This is a genomic window from Streptomyces sp. NPDC085596, assembly GCF_044541565.1.
Taxonomy (GTDB): domain Bacteria; phylum Actinomycetota; class Actinomycetes; order Streptomycetales; family Streptomycetaceae; genus Streptomyces.
Map to the genome: position 1 here is coordinate 647,531 of NZ_JBITTC010000001.1, position 19,110 is coordinate 666,640.

Consider the following 19,110-nt stretch of genomic DNA (forward strand, 5'->3'; position numbering starts at 1 on the left):
GGGCCAGGGGCAGAACACCGCCCCACCGCCGACTCCGAGAGACAAGCGTGCTCATACGACTTCTGCGGACCTGTCTCAGGCCCTACAAGAAACCCATCGCCCTTCTGGTGGCGCTGCAGCTCCTCCAGACCTGCGCCACGCTCTACCTGCCGAACCTCAACGCGCACATCATCGACAACGGTGTCGTGAAGGGGGACACGGGCTACATCCTCGACTCCGGCGCCCTGATGATCGGCATCTCGCTGATCCAGGTCGTCTGCAACATCGGCGCCGTGTACTACGGCGCCCGTACCGCCTCCGCGCTCGGCCGGGACCTGCGCGCCGCGGTCTTCGACCGGGTGCAGTCCTTCTCCTCGCGGGAGCTGGGCCACTTCGGCGCGCCCTCGCTGATCACCCGTACGACCAATGACGTGCAGCAGGTCCAGATGCTGGTCCTGATGACGTTCACGCTGATGGTGTCGGCGCCCATCATGTGTGTCGGCGGCATCGTGCTGGCCCTCGGACTGGATGTGCCGCTCTCCGGCGTACTGGTCGCCGTCGTGCCGGTGCTGGGCATCTGCGTGGCGCTGATCGTGCGCCGGCTGCGGCCGCTGTTCCGCTCGATGCAGACCCGGCTGGACACGGTGAACCGGGTGCTGCGCGAGCAGATCACCGGCAACCGCGTCATCCGCGCCTTCGTCCGTGACGAGTACGAGCAGGGGCGGTTCGGGAAGGCCAACGGCGAGCTGACCGAGATGCAGCTCGCGACCGGCCGGATGCTGGCGCTGATGTTCCCGATCGTGATGACGGTGGTGAACCTGTCGTCCATCGCCGTGGTGTGGTTCGGCGCGCACCGCATCGACAGCGGTGGGATGCAGATCGGTGACCTGACCGCGTTCCTCGCCTATCTGATGCAGATCGTCATGTCCGTGATGATGGCCACCTTCATGTTCATGATGGTGCCGCGCGCGGAGGTGTGCGCCGAGCGCATCCAGGAGGTGCTGGAGACCGAGTCCAGCGTCGTGCCTCCGCTCGCGCCGGTCACCGAGCTGCGCGGACGCGGGCATCTGGAGGTCCGGAACGCGGGCTTCCGCTATCCGGGCGCCGAGGAGCCGGTGCTGCGCTCCATCGACCTGGTGGCGCGGGCGGGCGAGACGACGGCGGTGATCGGCTCGACCGGCAGCGGCAAGTCGACCCTGCTGGGCCTGGTGCCCCGGCTGTTCGACGCCACCGAGGGCGAGGTCCTGGTGGACGGCGTGGACGTGCGCGAGGCCGACCCGGCCCTGCTGGCCCGCACCGTCGGCCTGGTCCCGCAGAAGCCGTACCTGTTCGCCGGCACCGTCGGCGGCAACCTGCGCTACGGCAAGCCGGACGCCACCGACGACGAGCTGTGGGCCGCGCTGGAGACCGCGCAGGCCAAGGAGTTCGTGGAGGGGCTGGAGGGCGGCCTGGAGGCGCCGATCGCGCAGGGCGGCACCAATGTGTCGGGCGGTCAGCGCCAGCGTCTGGCCATCGCCCGCACCCTGGTGCAGCGCCCGGAGATCTACCTCTTCGACGACTCGTTCTCCGCGCTCGACTACGCCACCGACGCGGCCCTGCGTGCGGCGCTCGGCCGGGAGACGGCCGACGCCACGGTGGTGATCGTGGCCCAGCGGGTGGCGACCATCCGGGACGCGGACCGGATCATCGTGCTGGACGAGGGCCGGGTGGTGGGCTCCGGCCGCCACCACGAGCTGATGGCGGGCAATCAGACGTACCGGGAGATCGTGCTCTCCCAGCTGACGGAAGCGGAGGCCGCCTGATGGCCGGTCCCATGGGACGCATGATGGCCGGGGGCGGACCCGACCAGCGGTCGATGGACTTCAAGGGCTCGGGCAAGCGGCTCGCGGCCCAGTTCCGGCCCGAACGGGGCACCATCTACGGGCTGCTGGCCTGTGTGGTGATCAGCGTGGCGCTGAACGTGATCGGCCCGAAGATCCTCGGCAAGGCCACCGACCTGGTGTTCGCCGGCATCGTCGGCCGGAAGATGCCCGCCGGGGCGTCCAAGCAGCAGGTGCTGGACTCGCTGCGCGAGCGGGGCCAGGGTTCGGTCGCGGACATGCTGCGCAGCACCGACTTCACGCCCGGCCAGGGCATCGACTTCGACGCGGTCGGCCGGGTGCTGCTGCTGGCGGTCGGCGTCTTCCTGGTCGCGGGTCTGCTCATGGCGGTGGCGACCCGGCTGGTGAACCGGGCCGTGAACCGCACGATGTACCGGCTGCGCGAGCAGGTGCAGGCCAAGCTGTCGCGGCTGCCGCTGTCCTACTTCGACAAGCGGCAGCGCGGTGAGGTGCTCTCCCGCGCCACCAACGACATCGACAACATCGGGCAGACGCTCCAGCAGTCGATGGGCCAGCTGATCAACGCGGTGCTGACCATCATCGGTGTGCTGGTGATGATGTTCTACGTCTCGTGGATTCTCGCGCTGGTCGCGCTGGTGACGGTGCCGCTGTCCTTCGTGGTGGCGACGCGGGTCGGCAAGCGGTCGCAGCCGCACTTCGTGCAGCAGTGGCGCATCACCGGCACCCTGAACGCGCACATCGAGGAGATGTACACCGGGCACACCCTGGTGAAGGTGTTCGGGCGGCAGGAGCAGTCGGCGAAGCAGTTCGCCGAGCAGAACGACGAGCTGTACGAGGCCGCGTTCAAGGCGCAGTTCCACAGCGGGGTGATGCAGCCGCTGATGATGTTCGTGTCGAACCTGAACTACGTGCTGGTCGCCGTCGTCGGTGGTCTGCGGGTGGCTACGGGCGCGCTGTCCATCGGTGACGTCCAGGCGTTCATCCAGTACTCGCGGCAGTTCTCGATGCCGCTGACGCAGGTCGCCTCGATGGCGAACCTGGTGCAGTCCGGTGTCGCCTCGGCGGAGCGGGTGTTCGAGCTGCTGGACGCCGAGGAGCAGGAGGCGGACCCGATGCCGGGCGAACGCCCCGCCGAGCGGCGCGGCCGGGTGGAGCTGGAGCATGTGTCGTTCCGGTACGACCCGGAGAAGCCGCTGATCGAGGATCTGTCGCTCAAGGTGGAGCCGGGCCAGACGGTGGCCATCGTCGGCCCGACCGGGGCGGGCAAGACCACGCTGGTCAACCTGCTGATGCGGTTCTACGACGTGACGGGCGGCCGGATCACCCTCGACGGGGTGGACATCCGGAAGATGTCGCGCGACGAGCTGCGGGCCGGGATCGGCATGGTCCTCCAGGACACCTGGCTCTTCGGCGGCACCATCGCGGAGAACATCGCGTACGGCTCCGCGCGCGAGGTCACCCGCGGCGAGATCGAGGAGGCGGCGCGGGCGGCCCACGCCGACCGGTTCGTCCGTACGCTGCCCGACGGCTACGACACGGTGATCGACGACGAGGGCACCGGGGTGAGCGCCGGTGAGAAGCAGCTCATCACGATCGCCCGGGCGTTCCTGTCCGAGCCGGTGATCCTGGTGCTGGACGAGGCGACGAGTTCGGTGGACACCCGGACCGAGGTGCTGATCCAGAAGGCGATGGCCAAACTGGCCGACGGCCGCACCTCGTTCGTCATCGCCCACCGCCTCTCCACGATCCGGGACGCGGACACCATCCTGGTCATGGAGAACGGCTCCATCGTCGAACAGGGCGCGCACGCGGACCTGTTGGCGTCGGACGGCGCCTACGCCCGCCTGTACAAGGCGCAGTTCGCGCAGGCGGTAGTCGAGGTCGACTAGAAAACAGGCGGTCGCGCGGTTCCCCCAGAGGCGCGGGGAACCGCGCGACAGGCCACGACGGGCCCGGCAGCCGGAATCAGTCCAGATAGCCCCGGAGTTGGTCCGCGTAAGCGTGATCCCGGAGCTTGCTCAAGGTCTTGGACTCGATCTGCCGTATCCGCTCGCGCGTGACACCGAAGAGACGGCCTATCTCCTCCAGGGTCCGGGGCCGGCCGTCCGCCAGCCCGTAACGGAGTTGGACCACCTTCCGCTCACGCTCACCGAGGGTCGACAGCACAGCCTCCAGGTGCTGCCGCAGGAGGAGGAACGCGGCCGACTCCACCGGGCTGGCCGCGTCCCCGTCCTCGATCAGATCGCCGAAGGCGACGTCGTCCTCCTCGCCCACCGGCGCGTGCAGCGACACCGGTTCCTGGGCGAGGCGGAGCACCTCGCGGACCCGCTCGGGCGGGAGGTCGAGGTGGGCGCCGACCTCCTCGGGGGTGGGCTCGTACCCGCGTTCCTGGAGCATGCGGCGCTGGACGCGGACGACCCGGTTGATCAGCTCCACGACGTGCACGGGGACCCGGATGGTGCGGGCCTGGTCGGCGAGGGCCCGCGACATGGCCTGCCGGATCCACCAGGTGGCGTACGTGGAGAACTTGTAGCCGCGCGCGTAGTCGAACTTCTCCACCGCGCGGATGAGGCCGAGGTTGCCCTCCTGGACCAGGTCGAGCATGGTCAGCCCCCGGCCCACGTACCGCTTGGCCACGGAGACGACGAGGCGCAGGTTGGCCTCGATCAGACGGCGCTTGGCCATGCGGCCCATGACGACGATCCGGTCCAGGTCGAGGGCGAGCCCGCTGTCGAGGTGCGGGGTGCTGCCGAGTTTCTCCTCGGCGAAGAGTCCGGCCTCCACCCTGCGGGCGAGTTCCACCTCTTCGGCGGCGGTGAGCAGGGGGATGCGGCCGATCTCGCGGAGGTACTGGCGGAACAGGTCGGCGGAGGGGCCACCGCTGTCGGCACGGGCGGCGCCGCGCGCGATGGCGGGCTCGGGCGTCATGGGCTCGCCGGTGTCGTCGGTGGCGCCGGTCAGGGCCTCGGCGGGGGGTTCGGGGGTGTCCTCCGACGCCGGTTCCGGGGCCGCCTCCAGGTGCCGGCGACCATGGCTCTGCGCGGGCACGGCCCTGAGCAGTCCCGGCTCGGCACCACCGTGGGCGGTACGGGCTGTCTGCGTGAGGGTGTGGGTCTGCACGGGGGCGACCTCCAGGATGATCGCTGCTCCGGGGGGGGTGCGGCAGCGGCGCGGCGGAGCGCGAAGTCGACGGCCTGCGCTCCGGAGACTCGGGCACCGCCCCCAGTGTGGGGTACGACACATCTCCGCCACGAGGGGCGTGCGGTGACTTTTTGCTTCCGGTCCGTGACCGCGTGGTGATCCTGGGGCGCTAGAGGGCGGCCGGACCTTCGTGCTGGAGGGCGCGGTCGTACCGGGTGAGCACCATCATCTCGTTCTGGACGGCCGCCGACTGGGCCGGATCGGTGTGGCCGAGGCGGGTGAGGGTGGACTGGAGCTCGGTGATGCGGCGGGTGACGGCACGCCGCCTGATCTGCACCAACACCATGCCCGCGTACGTCTCGTCGACCGTGCGGCGCATGATCGCCTCCACGGCCAGCTCGGTCACCATGGCCCGGACGGTGTCGTCGGGCGCGGCCTCGCGGACGCGGACCACGTACTCCTGGGGGTCCTGGGTGCCGAATTCGGCGCCGCCGGCTTCCGCGATGGCCTGGCGGACGGCCACGTAGGGGGGTGCGGTGAACTCGTCGAGGCCGTAGGCGTCGAAGGCGGGAGAGACCAACTCCGGGCGCTGGAGGGCGAGTTTGAGCAGTTCGCGTTCGGTGGCGTAGACCGGGTTGCGCAGGGTGAGGGCGGGGCCGCCGGCCTGGCGGGGGGCGGCCTCCCACTGCTGCTGGGGGGCGCGCGACTGCTGCTGCGGGGCGCCCTTGCCGCCGCGATCGCGGGCCCAGCGGGCCAGTTGGGCGACGCGCTTGACGACGAACTGGGTGTCGAGGATGCCGAGCATGCCCGCGAGGTCGACGGCGACCTCGTGCTGGGCGCCGCTGTTCTTGATCCGGGCGACGACCGGCGCGGCCTCGTCCAGGGCGGCGGCGCGACCGGCGGGGGTGTCGAGGTCGTAGCGTGCGACGATCTGGCGCAGCGCGAACTCGAAGAGCGGGGTGCGGGGCTGGACCAGGTCGGCGACGGCCTCGTCGCCCTTGGCGAGGCGGAGATCGCAGGGGTCCATGCCGTCGGGGGCGACGGCGATGTAGGTCTCGGCGGCGAACTTCTGGTCGTCCTCGAAGGCGCGCAGCGCGGCCTTCTGGCCGGCCGCGTCGCCGTCGAAGGTGAAGATCACGCGGGCCGAGCCGTTGTCCATCAGCAGCCGGCGCAGGATCTTGATGTGGTCGCCGCCGAAGGCGGTGCCGCAGGTGGCGATGGCGGTGGTGACACCGGCGAGGTGGCAGGCCATGACGTCGGTGTAGCCCTCGACGACAACAGCCCGGCTGGACTTGGCGATCTGCTGCTTGGCCAGGTCGATGCCGTACAGGACCTGGGACTTCTTGTAGATCGCGGTGTCGGGGGTGTTGAGGTACTTGGGCCCGTTGTCGGACTCGTAGAGCTTGCGGGCGCCGAAGCCGACGACCTCGCCGCCGATGTCCCGGATGGGCCACATCAGGCGGCCCCGGAAGCGGTCGATGGGGCCGCGGCGGCCGTCCTGGGCGAGGCCGGAGAGGATCAGTTCCTTGTCGCTGAAGCCCTTGCCGCGCAGATAGCGGGTGAGGTGGTCCCAGCCCTGGGGGCTGTAGCCGACGCCGAAGTGGAGGGCGGCGGCCTGGTCGAAGCCGCGTTCGGCGAGGAAGATCCGGCCGGTGTCGGCCTCGGGGCTGGTGGCGAGCTGCTCGGCGTACCACTGGGCGGCGATCTTGTGGGCCTCGACCAGCCGGATGCGTTCGCCGCGCTGGTGGGCGGGGTTGTAGCCGCCCTCCTCGTAGCGCAGGGTGATGCCGGCCTGGCCGGCGAGGCGCTCGACGGCCTCGGAGAAGGAGAGGTGGTCCACCTTCATCACGAAGGTGATGGTGTCGCCGCCCTCCTGGCAGCCGAAGCAGTGGAAGAGCCCCTTGCTCGGGCTGACCTGGAAGGACGGCGACTTCTCGTCGTGGAAGGGGCAGAGGCCCTTGAGGTTGCCGCCGCCAGCGTTGCGCAGCTGGAGGTACTCGGAGACCACGGCGTCGATCGGGACCGCGTCCCGTACCGCCTTCACGTCCTCGTCGTTGATCCGTCCTGCCACGGATGAATTCTACGGGGGTCCGGGGGCTCCCCCCGCTCGCACGGACCTCAGGGCACCAGGTCGGCGAGCGGTACGTGCGGGTCGGCGAGCGCCTCGACGTCCACCGCGGCACCGGAACGGATGAGGCGCTGGATGTGCTCTGTGACGTCCCACACGTTCACGTTCATCCCGGCGAGCACCCGGCCCTCGCGCACCCAGAAGGCGATGAACTCGCGCTTGCCCGCGTCGCCCCGGATGACGACCTGGTCGTAGGAGCCGGGGGGTGCCCAGCCGCTGTACTCCAGCCCCAGGTCGTACTGGTCGGAGAAGAAGTAGGGCACGCGGTCGTAGGTGACGTCCTGGCCGAGCATCGCGCGGGCGGCGGCGGGGCCGCCGCCCAGGGCGTTGCCCCAGTGCTCGACCCGCAGCCGGGTGTCGAAGAGCGGGAGCGGGAAGTTCGCCACGTCGCCGGCGGCGTGGATGGCGGGGTCGGAGGTGCGCAGGTGCTCGTCCACCGCGATGCCGCCGCCGGAGGCGGGGTCGGCCAGTTCCAGGCCGGCCGCCTCGGCGAGACTCGTGCGGGGGGCCGCGCCGATGGCCGCGAGGACGTCGTGCGCGGGATGTTCCTCGCCGTCGTCGGTGCGGGCGGCGAGCACCATGCCGTCCTGGCCGATGATCTCGGTGAGCCGGACCCCGAAGTGGAAGCGGACGCCGTGCTCGCGGTGCAGCTCGGCGAAGAGATTGCCCAGCTCGGGGCCGAGGGCGCCGTACAGCGGGGCCGGCTCGGGCTCGATCACGGTGACCTCGGCGCCGTACTCGCGGGCGGCCGCGGCGACCTCCAGGCCGATCCAGCCGGCGCCCGCGATCACCAGGTGGCCGTTGTCCCGGCCGAGTGCGGCCAGGACGCCCTTGAGGCGCTCGGCGTGGGCGAGGCGGCGCAGGTGGTGGACGCCCGCGAGGCCGGTGCCGGGGACGTCGAGGCGGCGGGGTTCGGCGCCGGTGACGAGGAGCAGCTTGTCGTAGCGGATCAGGGTGCCGTCGTCGCCGAGGCGGACGGTCCTGGCCTCGCGGTCGATGGCGTCGACGGTCTGGCCGAGGTGCAGCTCGATGTCGTTCCGGGCGTACCAGGCGGGCTCGTGGACGAAGACGCTGTCGCGCTCCTCCTTGCCGAGCAGGTGTCCCTTGGACAGCGGCGGGCGCTCGTAGGGGTGGTCCCGTTCGTCGCAGATCAGTATCACGCGGCCGGTGAACCCTTCCGCGCGGAGCGTCTCGGCCGCTTTCGCTCCGGCGAGACCGCCTCCGACGATGACGAACGTCTGATCCGCGTCGACCACTTGATGCCTCCTCGTGAAGATGCCGCCTTCAGGCGAGCGTCCCGCACGCGGCGTGGTGCGGGAAGAGGGGGTGACCGGAAACGGGCCACCCTCGGTCATTTTCCCGCTACATATGCCCCGTCAGTCTCGCGTGCAGGGTGCGGGCGGAGGCGTCGGTCAGCGAGGCGATCTGGTCGACGATCACGCGCTTGCGCGCGTGGTCACTCTCCGCCGCGTCGAACAGCGCCCTGAACTGCGGCTCCAGCCCGTCCGGCGCGCGCAGGGTGAGCGCCTCGGCCAGCTCGGCGACGACGATGCGCTGATCGGCGCGGAGCAGTTCCTGCTCGGCGCGCTGCATCACGTACCGGTCGGCGACGGCCTTGAGCACCGCGCACTCCATGCGGGTCTCGCGGGGTACGACGAGTTCGGCGCCGTACCTGGTGAGGCGGCCGGTGCCGTACGCCGTGCGGGTGGCGCCCTCGGCGGCGAGGCAGAAGTGGCCGATGAGCTGGCTGGTGGCGTCCTTCAGCCGGGACTGGGCGACCGCGGTGCCGTCGTAGCCGTGCGGCCACCACTCCTGGTCCTGGAGCCGGTCGAGGGCTTCGGCCAGCTCGGCGGCCTCGGTGTCGGCCGGGACGTAGCGGCCGATGGCGACCTCGAAGACGGCCTGCCGCTCGGGGTCGGCGTGCAGACAGTCGGGGTCGATGTGCCCGGCGTGCAGGCCGTCCTCGATGTCGTGCACCGAGTACGCCACGTCGTCCGCCCAGTCCATGACCTGCGCCTCGAAGCAGGTGCGGGTGCCGGGGGCCTCCTTGCGGACCCAGTCGAAGACGGGGCGGTCGTCGTCGTAGACCCCGAACTTGGGGGATGCCGGGTCGGTGGGGTGGGCGCCGCGCGGCCAGGGGTACTTGGTCGCGGCGTCGAGGGTGGCGCGGGTGAGGTTGAGGCCGACGGGGCCCTCGGGGGTGAAGCGCTTGGGCTCGATGCGGGTGAGGAGGCGGAGGGACTGGGCGTTGCCCTCGAAGCCGCCGATGTCGTCCGCGAACTCGTTCAGCGCCTGTTCGCCGTTGTGGCCGAAGGGGGGATGGCCGAGGTCGTGCGCGAGGCAGGCGGCTTCGACGAGATCGGGGTCGCAGCCGAGGGCGGCGCCCAGCTCGCGGCCGACCTGGGCGCACTCCAGGGAGTGGGTGAGGCGGGTGCGGGGGCTGGCGTCCCACGCGTGGCCGCGGGTGCCCGGCGTGACGACCTGGGTCTTGCCCGCGAGGCGGCGCAGCGCGGCGGAGTGCAGGATGCGGGCGCGGTCGCGCTGGAAGGCGGTGCGACCGGGCCGTTTGTCGGGTTCCGGTGCCCAGCGTTCGACGGAGGTCGGATCGTAGGCCGAGGGGTGTGCGGTGCCTTCCATGCTTCGACAGTAAGCGCCGGTACGGACATCGCGGGGTGGCGGGGCGGGTGATTGCGGGAGGGGTGGCTGATTTGTAGCAGTTTGCGCGGGGGCCTGCGGCGGCCTGCGGGGTGGAGTGAACCGGAAGGGCGTGTTTCACGTCTCCCGGGTCGGGATCGAACACGGGGGGCGGGATGAGAATCGGCCGACCACGGCTGCCGCGCACCCTGCGGGGGCGCCGACGGCTGGTACAGGGCTTGGTCGCGGGGTGCGTGCTGGCACTGCTGCCGTCGACCTGGCTGTACGTGTCGACGGCGGACCGGCTGCGCACGGCGTCGGACGTGCCACGCACCGAGGTCGCCGTCGTCTTCGGCGCCGGCCTGTGGGACGGTGGCCCCTCCCCGTACCTGGCGAACCGCCTGGACGCGGCGGCGCGGCTGTACCGGGCGGGCCGGATCAAGGCCGTACTGGTCACGGGCGACAACAGCCGCAAGGACTACGACGAGCCGAGCGCCATGCGCGCCTACCTCAGCCACCACGGTGTCCCCGCCGGACGGATCGTCAGCGACTACGCGGGCTTCGACACCTGGGACTCCTGCGTCCGCGCCCGCCGCGTCTTCGGCGTCCACCGCGCGGTACTGATCAGCCAGGGCTTCCACATCCGCCGCGCGGTGGCCCTCTGCGAGGCGGCGGGCGTCACCTCGTACGGCCTCGGCGTCGAAGCGAAGCACGACGCCACCTGGTACTACGGCGGCACCCGCGAGGTCTTCGCGGCGGGCAAGGCGGCGCTGGACGCGGCGTTCCATCCCGACCCCGAGTTCCTGGGCCCGCGGGAGCGGGGCATCCAGCGGGCGCTGGCGAGCACGAGCGCCCCTCAAGGGCACCGCCCCTAAGGGATCTCCACGAGCCGTCACGCCCCGTAAGGGATCTCCACGAGAACCCCATCAGGCCCCCCGACGGCGCTATGGACATGACATGTCATGCCCCCTTAAATCTCTAGGGCATCTGCGCCACCCCCACGCCTCGTAGGCGCCTCACCCAAGGAGACCGATGAGCCGGATACGGCAGCACGTCCGAGGGTCCCGTCGTCTCGCCACCGCCGGTACCGCCGCGGCGGCGGCCACACTGTTGGCCACCGCCCTCTCCCCCGCCGCCCAGGCCGACCCCGGGCCGAACCGCGCCACCACGCTCGCCGACGCGGCCTCGATCCTCGTCGCGCACGCCGCGAGCCTCGGCCTCACCTCCGACCAGGGCACCAGCGTCCGGGACGTGATCGTCGACAAGGACGGTACGCAGCACGTCCGTTACGACCGCACTTATCACCAACTCCCCGTGATCGGCGGGGACTTCGTGGTCCACCTGAACTCCGCCGGCGGCTACCGCGGCGCCGACCGCGCCACCCGTACCGTGCTCTCGCTGCCCACCGTCACCCCGAAGCTGACCGGCCCGAAGGCGGCCGGGATCGCGGTGGACGCGCTGCGCGCCGCGAGCCCCCGGAAGCTGGCCCGGGCCAAGGCCAAGCCGGAGCTGGTCGTCGACGCCCTGCACGGCAAGCCGAGGCTGGCCTGGCGGACCAACGCGGTCGGCCTGGACACCCTCGGCAACCCGGTGGGCCGTACCGTGCTGACCGACGCCCGCACCGGCGCCCGAATCGACGCGTGGGACAGCATCGAGACGGCGGCGGGGGACGGCAAGTCGCTGTACAGCGGCACGGTTCCGCTGGAGACGACCCAGTCCGGCCCGTCGTACCAGCTCAAGGACGCGACGCGCGGCAACACGTACACCGGCGACGCGGCCAACAAGACCGACCTGTGCATCCTCGGGATCTGCCTGAGCCGCGCCCCCTCGACGGTGTTCACCGACACCGACAACCACTGGGGCACCGGCGCCACCGCGGACCGCGCCTCGGCGGCCGTCGACGCCCAGTACGGGACCGACCAGACGTGGGACTACTACAAGAACGTCCACGGCCGGAACGGCATCGCGGGCGACGGCAAGGGCTCGTACAACCGCGTCCACTACGGCAGCAACTACAACAACGCCTTCTGGGACGACAGTTGCTTCTGCATGACCTACGGCGACGGTGACGGCACCACCTTCGGCCCGCTGGTCGCGCTCGACGTGGCCGGGCACGAGATGACCCACGGCGTCACCTCCAAGACGGCCGCGCTGACGTACTCGGGCGAGTCCGGCGGCCTGAACGAGGCGACGTCGGACATCCTCGGCACGATGGTCGAGTGGCACGCGGACAACTCCACCGACAAGGGGGACTACCTCATCGGTGAGCGCATCGTGAAGCCCGGCTTCGGCAAGGCCGCCCTGCGCTTCATGGACAAGCCCTCCAAGGACGGCAACTCGGCCGACTACTGGAGCAGTTCTCTCGGCAACCTGGATGTGCACTACTCCTCCGGCGTCGCCAACCACTTCGCGTACCTCCTCTCCGAGGGCAGCGGCGCGAAGACCGTCAACGGTGTCTCGTACGACTCCCCGACCGCGAACGGCCAGACCGTGACCGGCATCGGCCGGGACAAGGTCGGCAAGATCTGGTACCGGGCGCTGACGGTGTACATGACCTCGTCCACCAAGTACGCGGGCGCCCGCACGGCGACCCTGAACGCGGCGAAGGACCTGTACGGGGCCGGGAGCACGGAGTACAACGCGGTCGCGGCGGCGTGGAGCGCGGTGAACGTGAGCTGAGGCGGTTTCCGCTCGGCTGATACTGACGGTGCGTCGGACCTTCGCGTCCGGCGCACCGTCGTTCGCGTTCCCCCCGGCCGCACGCCATTCGTGTGCACTTGGTCCCCGGTCTCTCGTACGCCCCTGACCTGCTGTTACGTCGTGCTGCCTCACCCGTGCGGGGGCGGTGGGCGTCACCTGTTCACCGCAGCGGGGGCGGCGGCTCGGGAGGCGGGCAGGGCGCGCCGGCCTTTTCCTCGGTAGGGCAGGGGCACGCCCCTGGATCACACGAGCAGGAAGCACGAGTCGAGAACACGAGTCGGACAAGCTCTGGGGAGCACCATGCGACGCACCGCCCGTCTGCTGACCGGTACCGCGCTGGCCGTAGCCGCGGCCGGGCTCGGCACGGCTCCGGCCCACGCGGGCGTTCCGCACCTGCGGCCCGCACAGGTCGGCAGTCTCCAGGTGTACCCGTCCACCGCGCTGCCGGGCAGCCAGGTCACGGTGAACACGGCGGCCTGCGGGGAGAAGGGCGCGGCGCTCGGTGACGCGGGGGCGGTGGGCGCGGGGACGTTCGCGCTGGCGCCCACCACGCACGAGGGCGAGGCGATCGGGCAGTTCCAGGTGCCGGCGGGCGCGCAGCCGGGGACGTACGAGATCGTCGCGCGGTGCGCGGAGGGCGAGAAGCGGGTGACGGGGGACCTGATGGTGACACTGGCCGGGGCGCACGGGCAGGTGCAGCCGCACGGCAGTGTGAAGACGGGGGTGGGTGGCGCGTTCGGCCCCGGCCCCATGCAGACCACGGCGGGTGTGGCGGCTCTGGCCGTCGCCGCCGCGGGCGGTACCTGGCTCCTGCATCGCCGGGCGAGAGGCGACGGGATCTGACGGACACCCTCCGCTGTCCGTCGCCGGTACCGCGAAGCCCCGCCCCCTAAAGGTCCGATGCCCCTCGTGACCCTTAGGGGGCGGGCCTCCCTCAAGGGAGGTGTTGTCTCCGGGAAGGGGTTCCCATGCGCAGGATCGGCGACACCGCCATAGCCGCCGTCACGGCACTGGCGCTCGGTGCCGGTGTGTGGCTGCTCTCCACCAACACCGGTACGCCCCCGCAGCCGTCCGCCGCCGAGGGCCGCCCCGACCCCGGTGGCGAACACCGCGCGGCCCCGGCCCTGCCGGCATCCCCGCCGACCCGCATCCGCGTCCCCACGATCCGCGTGAACGCCCCCCTGATGGGCCTCGCCCTGACCTCCTCGGGCAGCCTGGACGTCCCGCCCCTGGCGGAGAAGAACCTCGCCGGCTGGTACGAGGCCGGCACCACCCCCGGCGACACCGGCACCGCCGTGGTGGCCGGCCACGTCGACAACACCGAGGGTCCCGCCGTCTTCTACGACCTCGGCGCCCTGAAACGCGGCGCCACGATCGAGATCGACCGCGAGGACAGCACGACGGCCGTCTTCACGGTGGACGCGGTCGAGGTCTACTCCGCGAAGAACTTCCCCGACGCCAAGGTCTACGGCACCGCCCGTCGCCCCGAACTCCGCGTCATCACCTGCGGGGGCGGCTACTCGAAGACGACGGGCTACCAGGGCAACGTGGTGGTCTTCGCCCACCTGACGGCCGCCCGGCCCACCTGAACCCAGCCCTAACCTGCGGCGACATGGCTCGTTGTACATGTCGTACGAAAGGAGAGCTGATGGTCGGCTCGTCGCACGAGGCGCTGCACCGCATCTTCCAGAAGGACCCCGCCCTGCTGACCCGCGCGTTACAGCGCGTGCTGCACCTACCGTTCCCCGAACCCCATGAGATCGCCGCCCTGAACGTGGATCTCACCGAGATCGAGCCGGTGGAACGCCGCGGTCTTCGTGCAGTTCGTCGACTCATGCCTGGCCGACCCCCAGGCGAAGCAGATGTGGAGGGACCTGATGACGGCGATCCAGTACTTCTGGCGACACCCGCTGGCTGAACAGGTGCGGGAGGAGGGACGGGAGCAGGGCTTGGAACAGGGCCGCGAGGAAGGCCGGGCGGAGGCCAAGGCGGAGATGGTGCTGCGCGCCCTCGAGTGGCGCGGGGTGCCTGTCCCCGAGCACGTCTGCGAGCGGGTGACCACCTGCGACGACCCGGACCAGCTCGAACTCTGGGCCCAGCGCGCCGTCCACGCCACCTATGCCGAGGACCTGTTCGCCGAGGAGTGACCGGAGACGCATCGAGGGGCGGCACCCCCGCACAGGGTGCCGCCCCTCTTTTTTGGCGCCGGAGCCCGTCGTCGATCGGTGGTGAGGGTCGGGGACCGACGACGGGTCCGGGGCTCCGCAGGGGTCAGCGGTGGTCGCTGCCCTCCGACTGGGTGGCCGCGCGGCCCGCTTCCAGGCGGGCTACCGGGATGCGGAAGGGGGAGCAGGAGACGTAGTCGAGGCCGACCTCGTGGAAGAAGTGGACGGACTCCGGGTCGCCGCCGTGCTCGCCGCAGACGCCGAGCTTGAGGTCGGGGCGGGTGGCGCGGCCGGCCTCGACGGCGGACTTCACCAGGGAGCCCACGCCGTCCTTGTCGATCGTCTCGAACGGGGAGACGCCGAAGATGCCCTTCTCCAGGTACGCGGTGAAGAAGGAAGCCTCCACGTCGTCCCGGCTGAAGCCCCACACCGTCTGTGTGAGGTCGTTCGTGCCGAAGGAGAAGAACTCCGCGGCCTCCGCGATCTGACCGGCGGTCAGTGCGGCGCGCGGCAGCTCGATCATCGTGCCGATGGCCAGCTTCAGCTTCGTACCCGTCGCCGCCTCGACCTCCGCGATGACCTGGTCGGCCTCGTCGCGGACGATCTCCAGCTCCTGGACGGTGCCGACCAGCGGGATCATGATCTCGGCGCGCGGGTCGCCCTTGGCGGTCTTGCGCTCGGCAGCCGCCTCCGCGATGGCGCGGACCTGCATGGTGAACAGGCCGGGGATCACGAGGCCGAGGCGTACGCCGCGCAGACCCAGCATCGGGTTCTGCTCGTGCAGCCGGTGCACCGCCTGGAGCAGCCGGAGTTCGTTCTCGTGCGGCTCCTGCCGGGACTCGGCGAGGGCCACGCGGACCGACAGCTCGGTGATGTCGGGCAGGAACTCGTGCAGCGGCGGGTCGAGCAGACGGACCGTCACCGGCAGGCCGTCCATCGCCTCGAACAGCTCGATGAAGTCCCGCTTCTGGAGCGGGAGAAGCTGCTTCAGCGACTCCTCGCGCTCCGTCTCGGTGTCCGCGAGGATCAGCCGCTCGACCAGCTCGCGCCGGTCCCCGAGGAACATGTGCTCGGTACGGCACAGGCCGATCCCCTGCGCCCCGAACCGCCGCGCCCGCAGCGCGTCCTCGGCGTTGTCGGCGTTGGCCCGCACCCGCAGCCGGCGCTTGCGGTCGGCGAAGGCCATCATCCGGTGCACGGCCTCGACCAGCTCGTCGGCGTCGTCGGCGCCCGGATGCATCCGGCCCTCGAAGTACTCCACCACCGGCGAGGGCACGACCGGCACCTCACCGAGGTACACCTTGCCGGAGGAGCCGTCGATGGAGATGACGTCGCCCTCCTCCACCACATGCCCGCCCGGCACGGTCATCCGGCGCCGCTTGGTGTCGACCTCCAGCTCCTCCGCGCCGCAGACACAGGTCTTGCCCATGCCGCGCGCGACCACGGCCGCGTGGGAGGTCTTGCCGCCGCGCGAGGTGAGGATGCCCTCGGCGGCGATCATGCCGTCCAGGTCGTCGGGGTTGGTCTCCCGGCGCACCAGGATGACCTTCTCGCCCGAGCGGGACCACTTGACGGCGGTGTACGAGTCGAAGACCGCCTTGCCGACCGCCGCGCCCGGCGAGGCGGCGATGCCCCGCCCGACCTGCTCGGCCCGGGCGTCCTCGTCGAAGCGGGGGAACATCAGCTGGGCGAGCTGGGCGCCGTTGACCCGCTGGAGCGCCTCGGTCTCGTCGATCAGACCCTGGTCCACCAGCTGGGTGGCGATACGGAACGCCGCGCCCGCGGTGCGCTTGCCGACGCGGGTCTGGAGCATCCACAGCTTGCCGCGCTCGATGGTGAACTCGATGTCGCAGAGATCCTTGTAGTGGTTCTCCAGGGTCTCCATGATCTGCATGAGCTGGTCGTACGACGCCTTGTCGATGTTCTCCAGCTCCGCGAGCGGCACGGTGTTGCGGATGCCCGCGACCACGTCCTCGCCCTGCGCGTTCTGGAGGTAGTCGCCGTAGACGCCCTGGTGCCCGGAGGCGGGGTCGCGGGTGAAGGCGACGCCGGTGCCGGAGTCGGGGCCGAGGTTGCCGAAGACCATCGAGCAGACGTTGACCGCGGTGCCCAGGTCGCCCGGAATGCGCTCCTGGCGGCGGTAGAGCTTGGCGCGGTCGGTGTTCCAGGAGTCGAAGACGGCGTGGATGGCGAGGTCCATCTGCTCGCGCGGGTCCTGCGGGAAGTCCCGGCCGGCCTCGGTCTTGACGGTCTTCTTGAAGGCGGTGACGAGCTTCTTCAGGTCGGCCGCGTCCAGCTCGGTGTCGACCTGGACGCCCTTGGCCTCCTTGGCCTTCTCCAGCGCCTCCTCGAAGAGGTCGCCGTCGACGCCGAGGACGGTCTTGCCGAACATCTGGATGAGGCGGCGGTAGGAGTCCCACGCGAAGCGCTCGTCGCCGGCCTGCTTGGCCAGGCCCTTCACCGACTTGTCGGAGAGGCCGATGTTCAGGACGGTGTCCATCATGCCGGGCATGGAGAACTTGGCGCCGGAGCGGACCGAGACCAGCAGCGGGTCGTCGGCCTGGCCCAGCTTCTTGCCCATCCGCTGCTCCAGCGCGTCGAGGTGCGCACTCACCTCGTCACGCAGGGGGGCGGGCTCCTCGCCGCTGTCGAGGTAGACCTTGCACGCCTCGGTGGTGATGGTGAAGCCGGGAGGTACCGGCAGCCCGAGGTTGGTCATCTCGGCGAGGTTGGCACCCTTGCCACCGAGCAGGTCCTTGAGGTCCTTGTTGCCCTCGGTGAAGTCGTAGACGAACTTCGCTACGTGAGGCTCTTTGTTTTCCGACACGGGTCTCGACTCCTTGAGGCCACGGTGGCTGCCCTGACGGCGAGGAACATACCCAGATCGAAGGCGCCTTGGTACGTCCAGTCGTGCGTCATAAGCCTGTAACCAGCCGTCTGCCACAGGATCTAAAGCAAAGGCAGAGCAAGGCCAGGGCCACGCGAGTGTTCACTTCTTGAACGGACGGGCGTACGACGACGCCGCATCCTGCTCGTATGAGCGGCGATCGACACGCTTGATTTCGATCAATGAACGCCGCAGGGGTGGCACCGAGTGCCACCCCTTGGAGAAGTGCAGCCGCTCAAGATCCGCTCATCTGAGCGCGACCCTTATCAAGGGTGGCGAGAATCACGCTGCCACACGGCAGGGGATTTCACCATGCGGACGCCGTTCCGGGCCCGAAACGCGGCCGTCACACCCCCAGCGCGGTGAGCCGCTCCTCCGCCCGTTCCGGGGCGTACAGATGCTCCACGACCAGCGCGCCCGCGCCGATCAGCCCCGCCCGCTCCCCCAGCTTCGCGGTGACGACGTCGAGGTGGGCCGTGGAGCGGGGCAGCGCCCGCTGGTAGAGCAGTTCGCGCACCCCGGTCAGGAAGGGCGTCCCGGCGAGGTCGCCCGCGATCATCAGCACCCCGGGGTTGAGCAGGGTGACGACGGTCGCCAGCACGTCCCCGACCCGGCGCCCGGCCTCCCGTGCCAGGGCCGCCGCCTCCGGGTGCCCGGCGGCCAGCAGCTCCCGTACGTCGGAGCCGGACGCGGCCGGTACGCCCGCCTCCGTCAGCCGCCGGGCCACGGCGCCACCGCTGGCGACGGCGGCGAGGCAGCCGTACGAGCCGCAGCGGCACAGCGCCTCGGTGCCGACCCGGATGTGCCCCAGGTCGCCCGCGCCGCCGTCCACGCCCCGGTAGATCGCGCCGTCGACCACGACCCCGGCGCCGATACCGGTGGAGACCTTGACCAGCACGAAGGCCCGGCAGCCGGGGTGTGCGGTGCGCTGTTCGCCGTACGCCATGAGGTTGGCATCGTTGTCCACCAGGACCGGGACGGGTCCGGCGCCGGTGTGCTCGGTGAAGGCGCGGGAGAGGCGGCCCCTTATGTCGTAGCCGTCCCAGCCGGACATCATCGGCGGCTGGACCACCCGCCCGGTCCCGCTGTCGACCGGGCCCGGCACCCCGAGCCCGATCCCGCAGACCGCCTCCGGGGGATGGCCGGTCTCGGTGAGCAGCTCGGCGAACCAGCGGCCAAGGCCGGCGAGGACGGCTTCCGGGCCGTCCTCGACCACCAGGGCGCCGGCCCGCTCGGCGAGGATCTCGCCGGTCAGGGTGAGGAGGGCCGCGCGGGCGTGCCGGGTGTCGAGGTCGGCGGCGAGGACCACGGCGTGCGAGCCGTCGAACTCCAGGGTGATGGCGGGGCGGCCGCCGAGCGGGGAGTCCACCGGGCCGCCCGCGCCCTCGCGCAGCCAGCCCGCCCGGAACAGCCGGTCCAGGCGCTGGCCGACCGTGGCACGTGAGAGCCCGGTCATCTGCTGGAGCGCGCCGCGCGTGACGGCCCGCCCACTGCGCACCAGGTCGAGCAGGTCACCGGCGCTCGTCTGCGCGCCGCCCCTGGCTGTCCTGCCCGGCTTTCCGGTCATGCCACCCCCTTGTGTTCCTCAAGTTTGCATTACATATTGAGTTTTGCGTGTTAAATAGACGTAACCCT

At 70.9% G+C, this 19,110-nt stretch carries 11 protein-coding genes and 2 pseudogenes; 7 read left to right on the forward strand and 6 right to left on the reverse strand.

Annotated features, from left to right (window positions below; all coding sequences use genetic code 11):
* Positions 1-47: 47 nt before the first annotated feature.
* Together ACIGA3_RS03005 and ACIGA3_RS03010 are read left to right on the forward strand one after the other, a co-directional pair.
* Positions 48-1,781 (forward strand): ABC transporter ATP-binding protein, encoded by a 1,734-nt coding sequence (locus tag ACIGA3_RS03005; RefSeq protein ID WP_399709900.1) that lies wholly within the window; start codon positions 48-50, stop codon positions 1,779-1,781.
* Complete coding sequence (locus tag ACIGA3_RS03010; RefSeq protein ID WP_399709903.1) at positions 1,781-3,709, forward strand: ABC transporter ATP-binding protein; 1,929 nt, start codon at positions 1,781-1,783, stop codon at positions 3,707-3,709. The genes ACIGA3_RS03005 and ACIGA3_RS03010 overlap by 1 nt, the downstream gene beginning before the upstream one ends.
* A 76-nt stretch (positions 3,710-3,785) precedes the next feature.
* Here the strand turns inward: ACIGA3_RS03010 and ACIGA3_RS03015 are convergent.
* The 4 genes and pseudogenes from ACIGA3_RS03015 to ACIGA3_RS03030 form a co-directional block, all read right to left on the reverse strand.
* Positions 3,786-4,973: pseudogene (locus ACIGA3_RS03015) on the reverse strand (RNA polymerase sigma factor); the annotation flags it as partial.
* A gap of 157 nt (positions 4,974-5,130) precedes the next feature.
* Entirely contained in the window at positions 5,131-7,032 is a 1,902-nt protein-coding gene (gene dnaG / locus ACIGA3_RS03020; RefSeq protein ID WP_399709906.1) for a DNA primase, read from the reverse strand.
* A gap of 47 nt (positions 7,033-7,079) precedes the next feature.
* On the reverse strand, positions 7,080-8,345 hold the full coding sequence (locus tag ACIGA3_RS03025; protein ID WP_399709909.1) for an NAD(P)/FAD-dependent oxidoreductase: 1,266 nt from the start codon (positions 8,343-8,345) through the stop codon (positions 7,080-7,082).
* A gap of 106 nt (positions 8,346-8,451) precedes the next feature.
* Entirely contained in the window at positions 8,452-9,726 is a 1,275-nt protein-coding gene (locus ACIGA3_RS03030; RefSeq protein ID WP_399709911.1) for a deoxyguanosinetriphosphate triphosphohydrolase, read from the reverse strand.
* 173 nt (positions 9,727-9,899) lie between these two features.
* Between ACIGA3_RS03030 and ACIGA3_RS03035 the strand changes: the two genes are divergently transcribed.
* From ACIGA3_RS03035 to ACIGA3_RS03055, 5 genes and pseudogenes are all read left to right on the forward strand, one after another.
* Positions 9,900-10,598 carry a vancomycin high temperature exclusion protein gene (locus ACIGA3_RS03035; RefSeq protein WP_399709914.1) on the forward strand — a complete coding sequence of 233 codons (699 nt, stop codon included), beginning with the start codon at positions 9,900-9,902 and terminating at the stop codon, positions 10,596-10,598.
* Positions 10,599-10,755: 157 nt separating this feature from the next.
* Positions 10,756-12,402 carry a M4 family metallopeptidase gene (locus tag ACIGA3_RS03040; RefSeq protein ID WP_399709917.1) on the forward strand — a complete coding sequence of 549 codons (1,647 nt, stop codon included), beginning with the start codon at positions 10,756-10,758 and terminating at the stop codon, positions 12,400-12,402.
* A 321-nt stretch (positions 12,403-12,723) separates the two neighbouring features.
* Entirely contained in the window at positions 12,724-13,266 is a 543-nt protein-coding gene (locus ACIGA3_RS03045; protein ID WP_399709920.1) for a hypothetical protein, read from the forward strand.
* Positions 13,267-13,391: 125 nt separating this feature from the next.
* A complete protein-coding gene (locus ACIGA3_RS03050) occupies positions 13,392-14,012 on the forward strand; it encodes a class F sortase (RefSeq protein ID WP_399709923.1) in 621 nt (206 codons plus the stop codon).
* A gap of 59 nt (positions 14,013-14,071) precedes the next feature.
* Positions 14,072-14,570, forward strand: a pseudogene (locus ACIGA3_RS03055) (hypothetical protein).
* 124 nt (positions 14,571-14,694) lie between these two features.
* Here ACIGA3_RS03055 and ppdK read toward each other — a convergent pair.
* Together ppdK and ACIGA3_RS03065 are read right to left on the reverse strand one after the other, a co-directional pair.
* Positions 14,695-17,415, reverse strand: coding sequence for a pyruvate, phosphate dikinase (gene ppdK, locus ACIGA3_RS03060; RefSeq protein WP_399709925.1), 2,721 nt, complete (start codon positions 17,413-17,415; stop codon positions 14,695-14,697).
* 406 nt (positions 17,416-17,821) lie between these two features.
* On the reverse strand, positions 17,822-19,042 hold the full coding sequence (locus ACIGA3_RS03065; protein ID WP_399709928.1) for an ROK family protein: 1,221 nt from the start codon (positions 19,040-19,042) through the stop codon (positions 17,822-17,824).
* Positions 19,043-19,110: the final 68 nt, after the last annotated feature.

Excerpts from the sequence above, each read along its gene's own strand:
- ACIGA3_RS03040 (WP_399709917.1), top strand. The coding sequence starts at position 10,756 with ATGAGCCGGATACGGCAGCACGTCCGAGGGTCCCGTCGTCTCGCCACC.
- ACIGA3_RS03045 (WP_399709920.1), top strand. The coding sequence starts at position 12,724 with ATGCGACGCACCGCCCGTCTGCTGACCGGTACCGCGCTGGCCGTAGCC.
- ACIGA3_RS03035 (WP_399709914.1), top strand. The coding sequence starts at position 9,900 with ATGAGAATCGGCCGACCACGGCTGCCGCGCACCCTGCGGGGGCGCCGA.
- ACIGA3_RS03065 (WP_399709928.1), bottom strand. The coding sequence starts at position 19,042 with ATGACCGGAAAGCCGGGCAGGACAGCCAGGGGCGGCGCGCAGACGAGC.
- ACIGA3_RS03050 (WP_399709923.1), top strand. The coding sequence starts at position 13,392 with ATGCGCAGGATCGGCGACACCGCCATAGCCGCCGTCACGGCACTGGCG.
- ACIGA3_RS03010 (WP_399709903.1), top strand. The coding sequence starts at position 1,781 with ATGGCCGGTCCCATGGGACGCATGATGGCCGGGGGCGGACCCGACCAG.
- ACIGA3_RS03030 (WP_399709911.1), bottom strand. The coding sequence starts at position 9,726 with ATGGAAGGCACCGCACACCCCTCGGCCTACGATCCGACCTCCGTCGAA.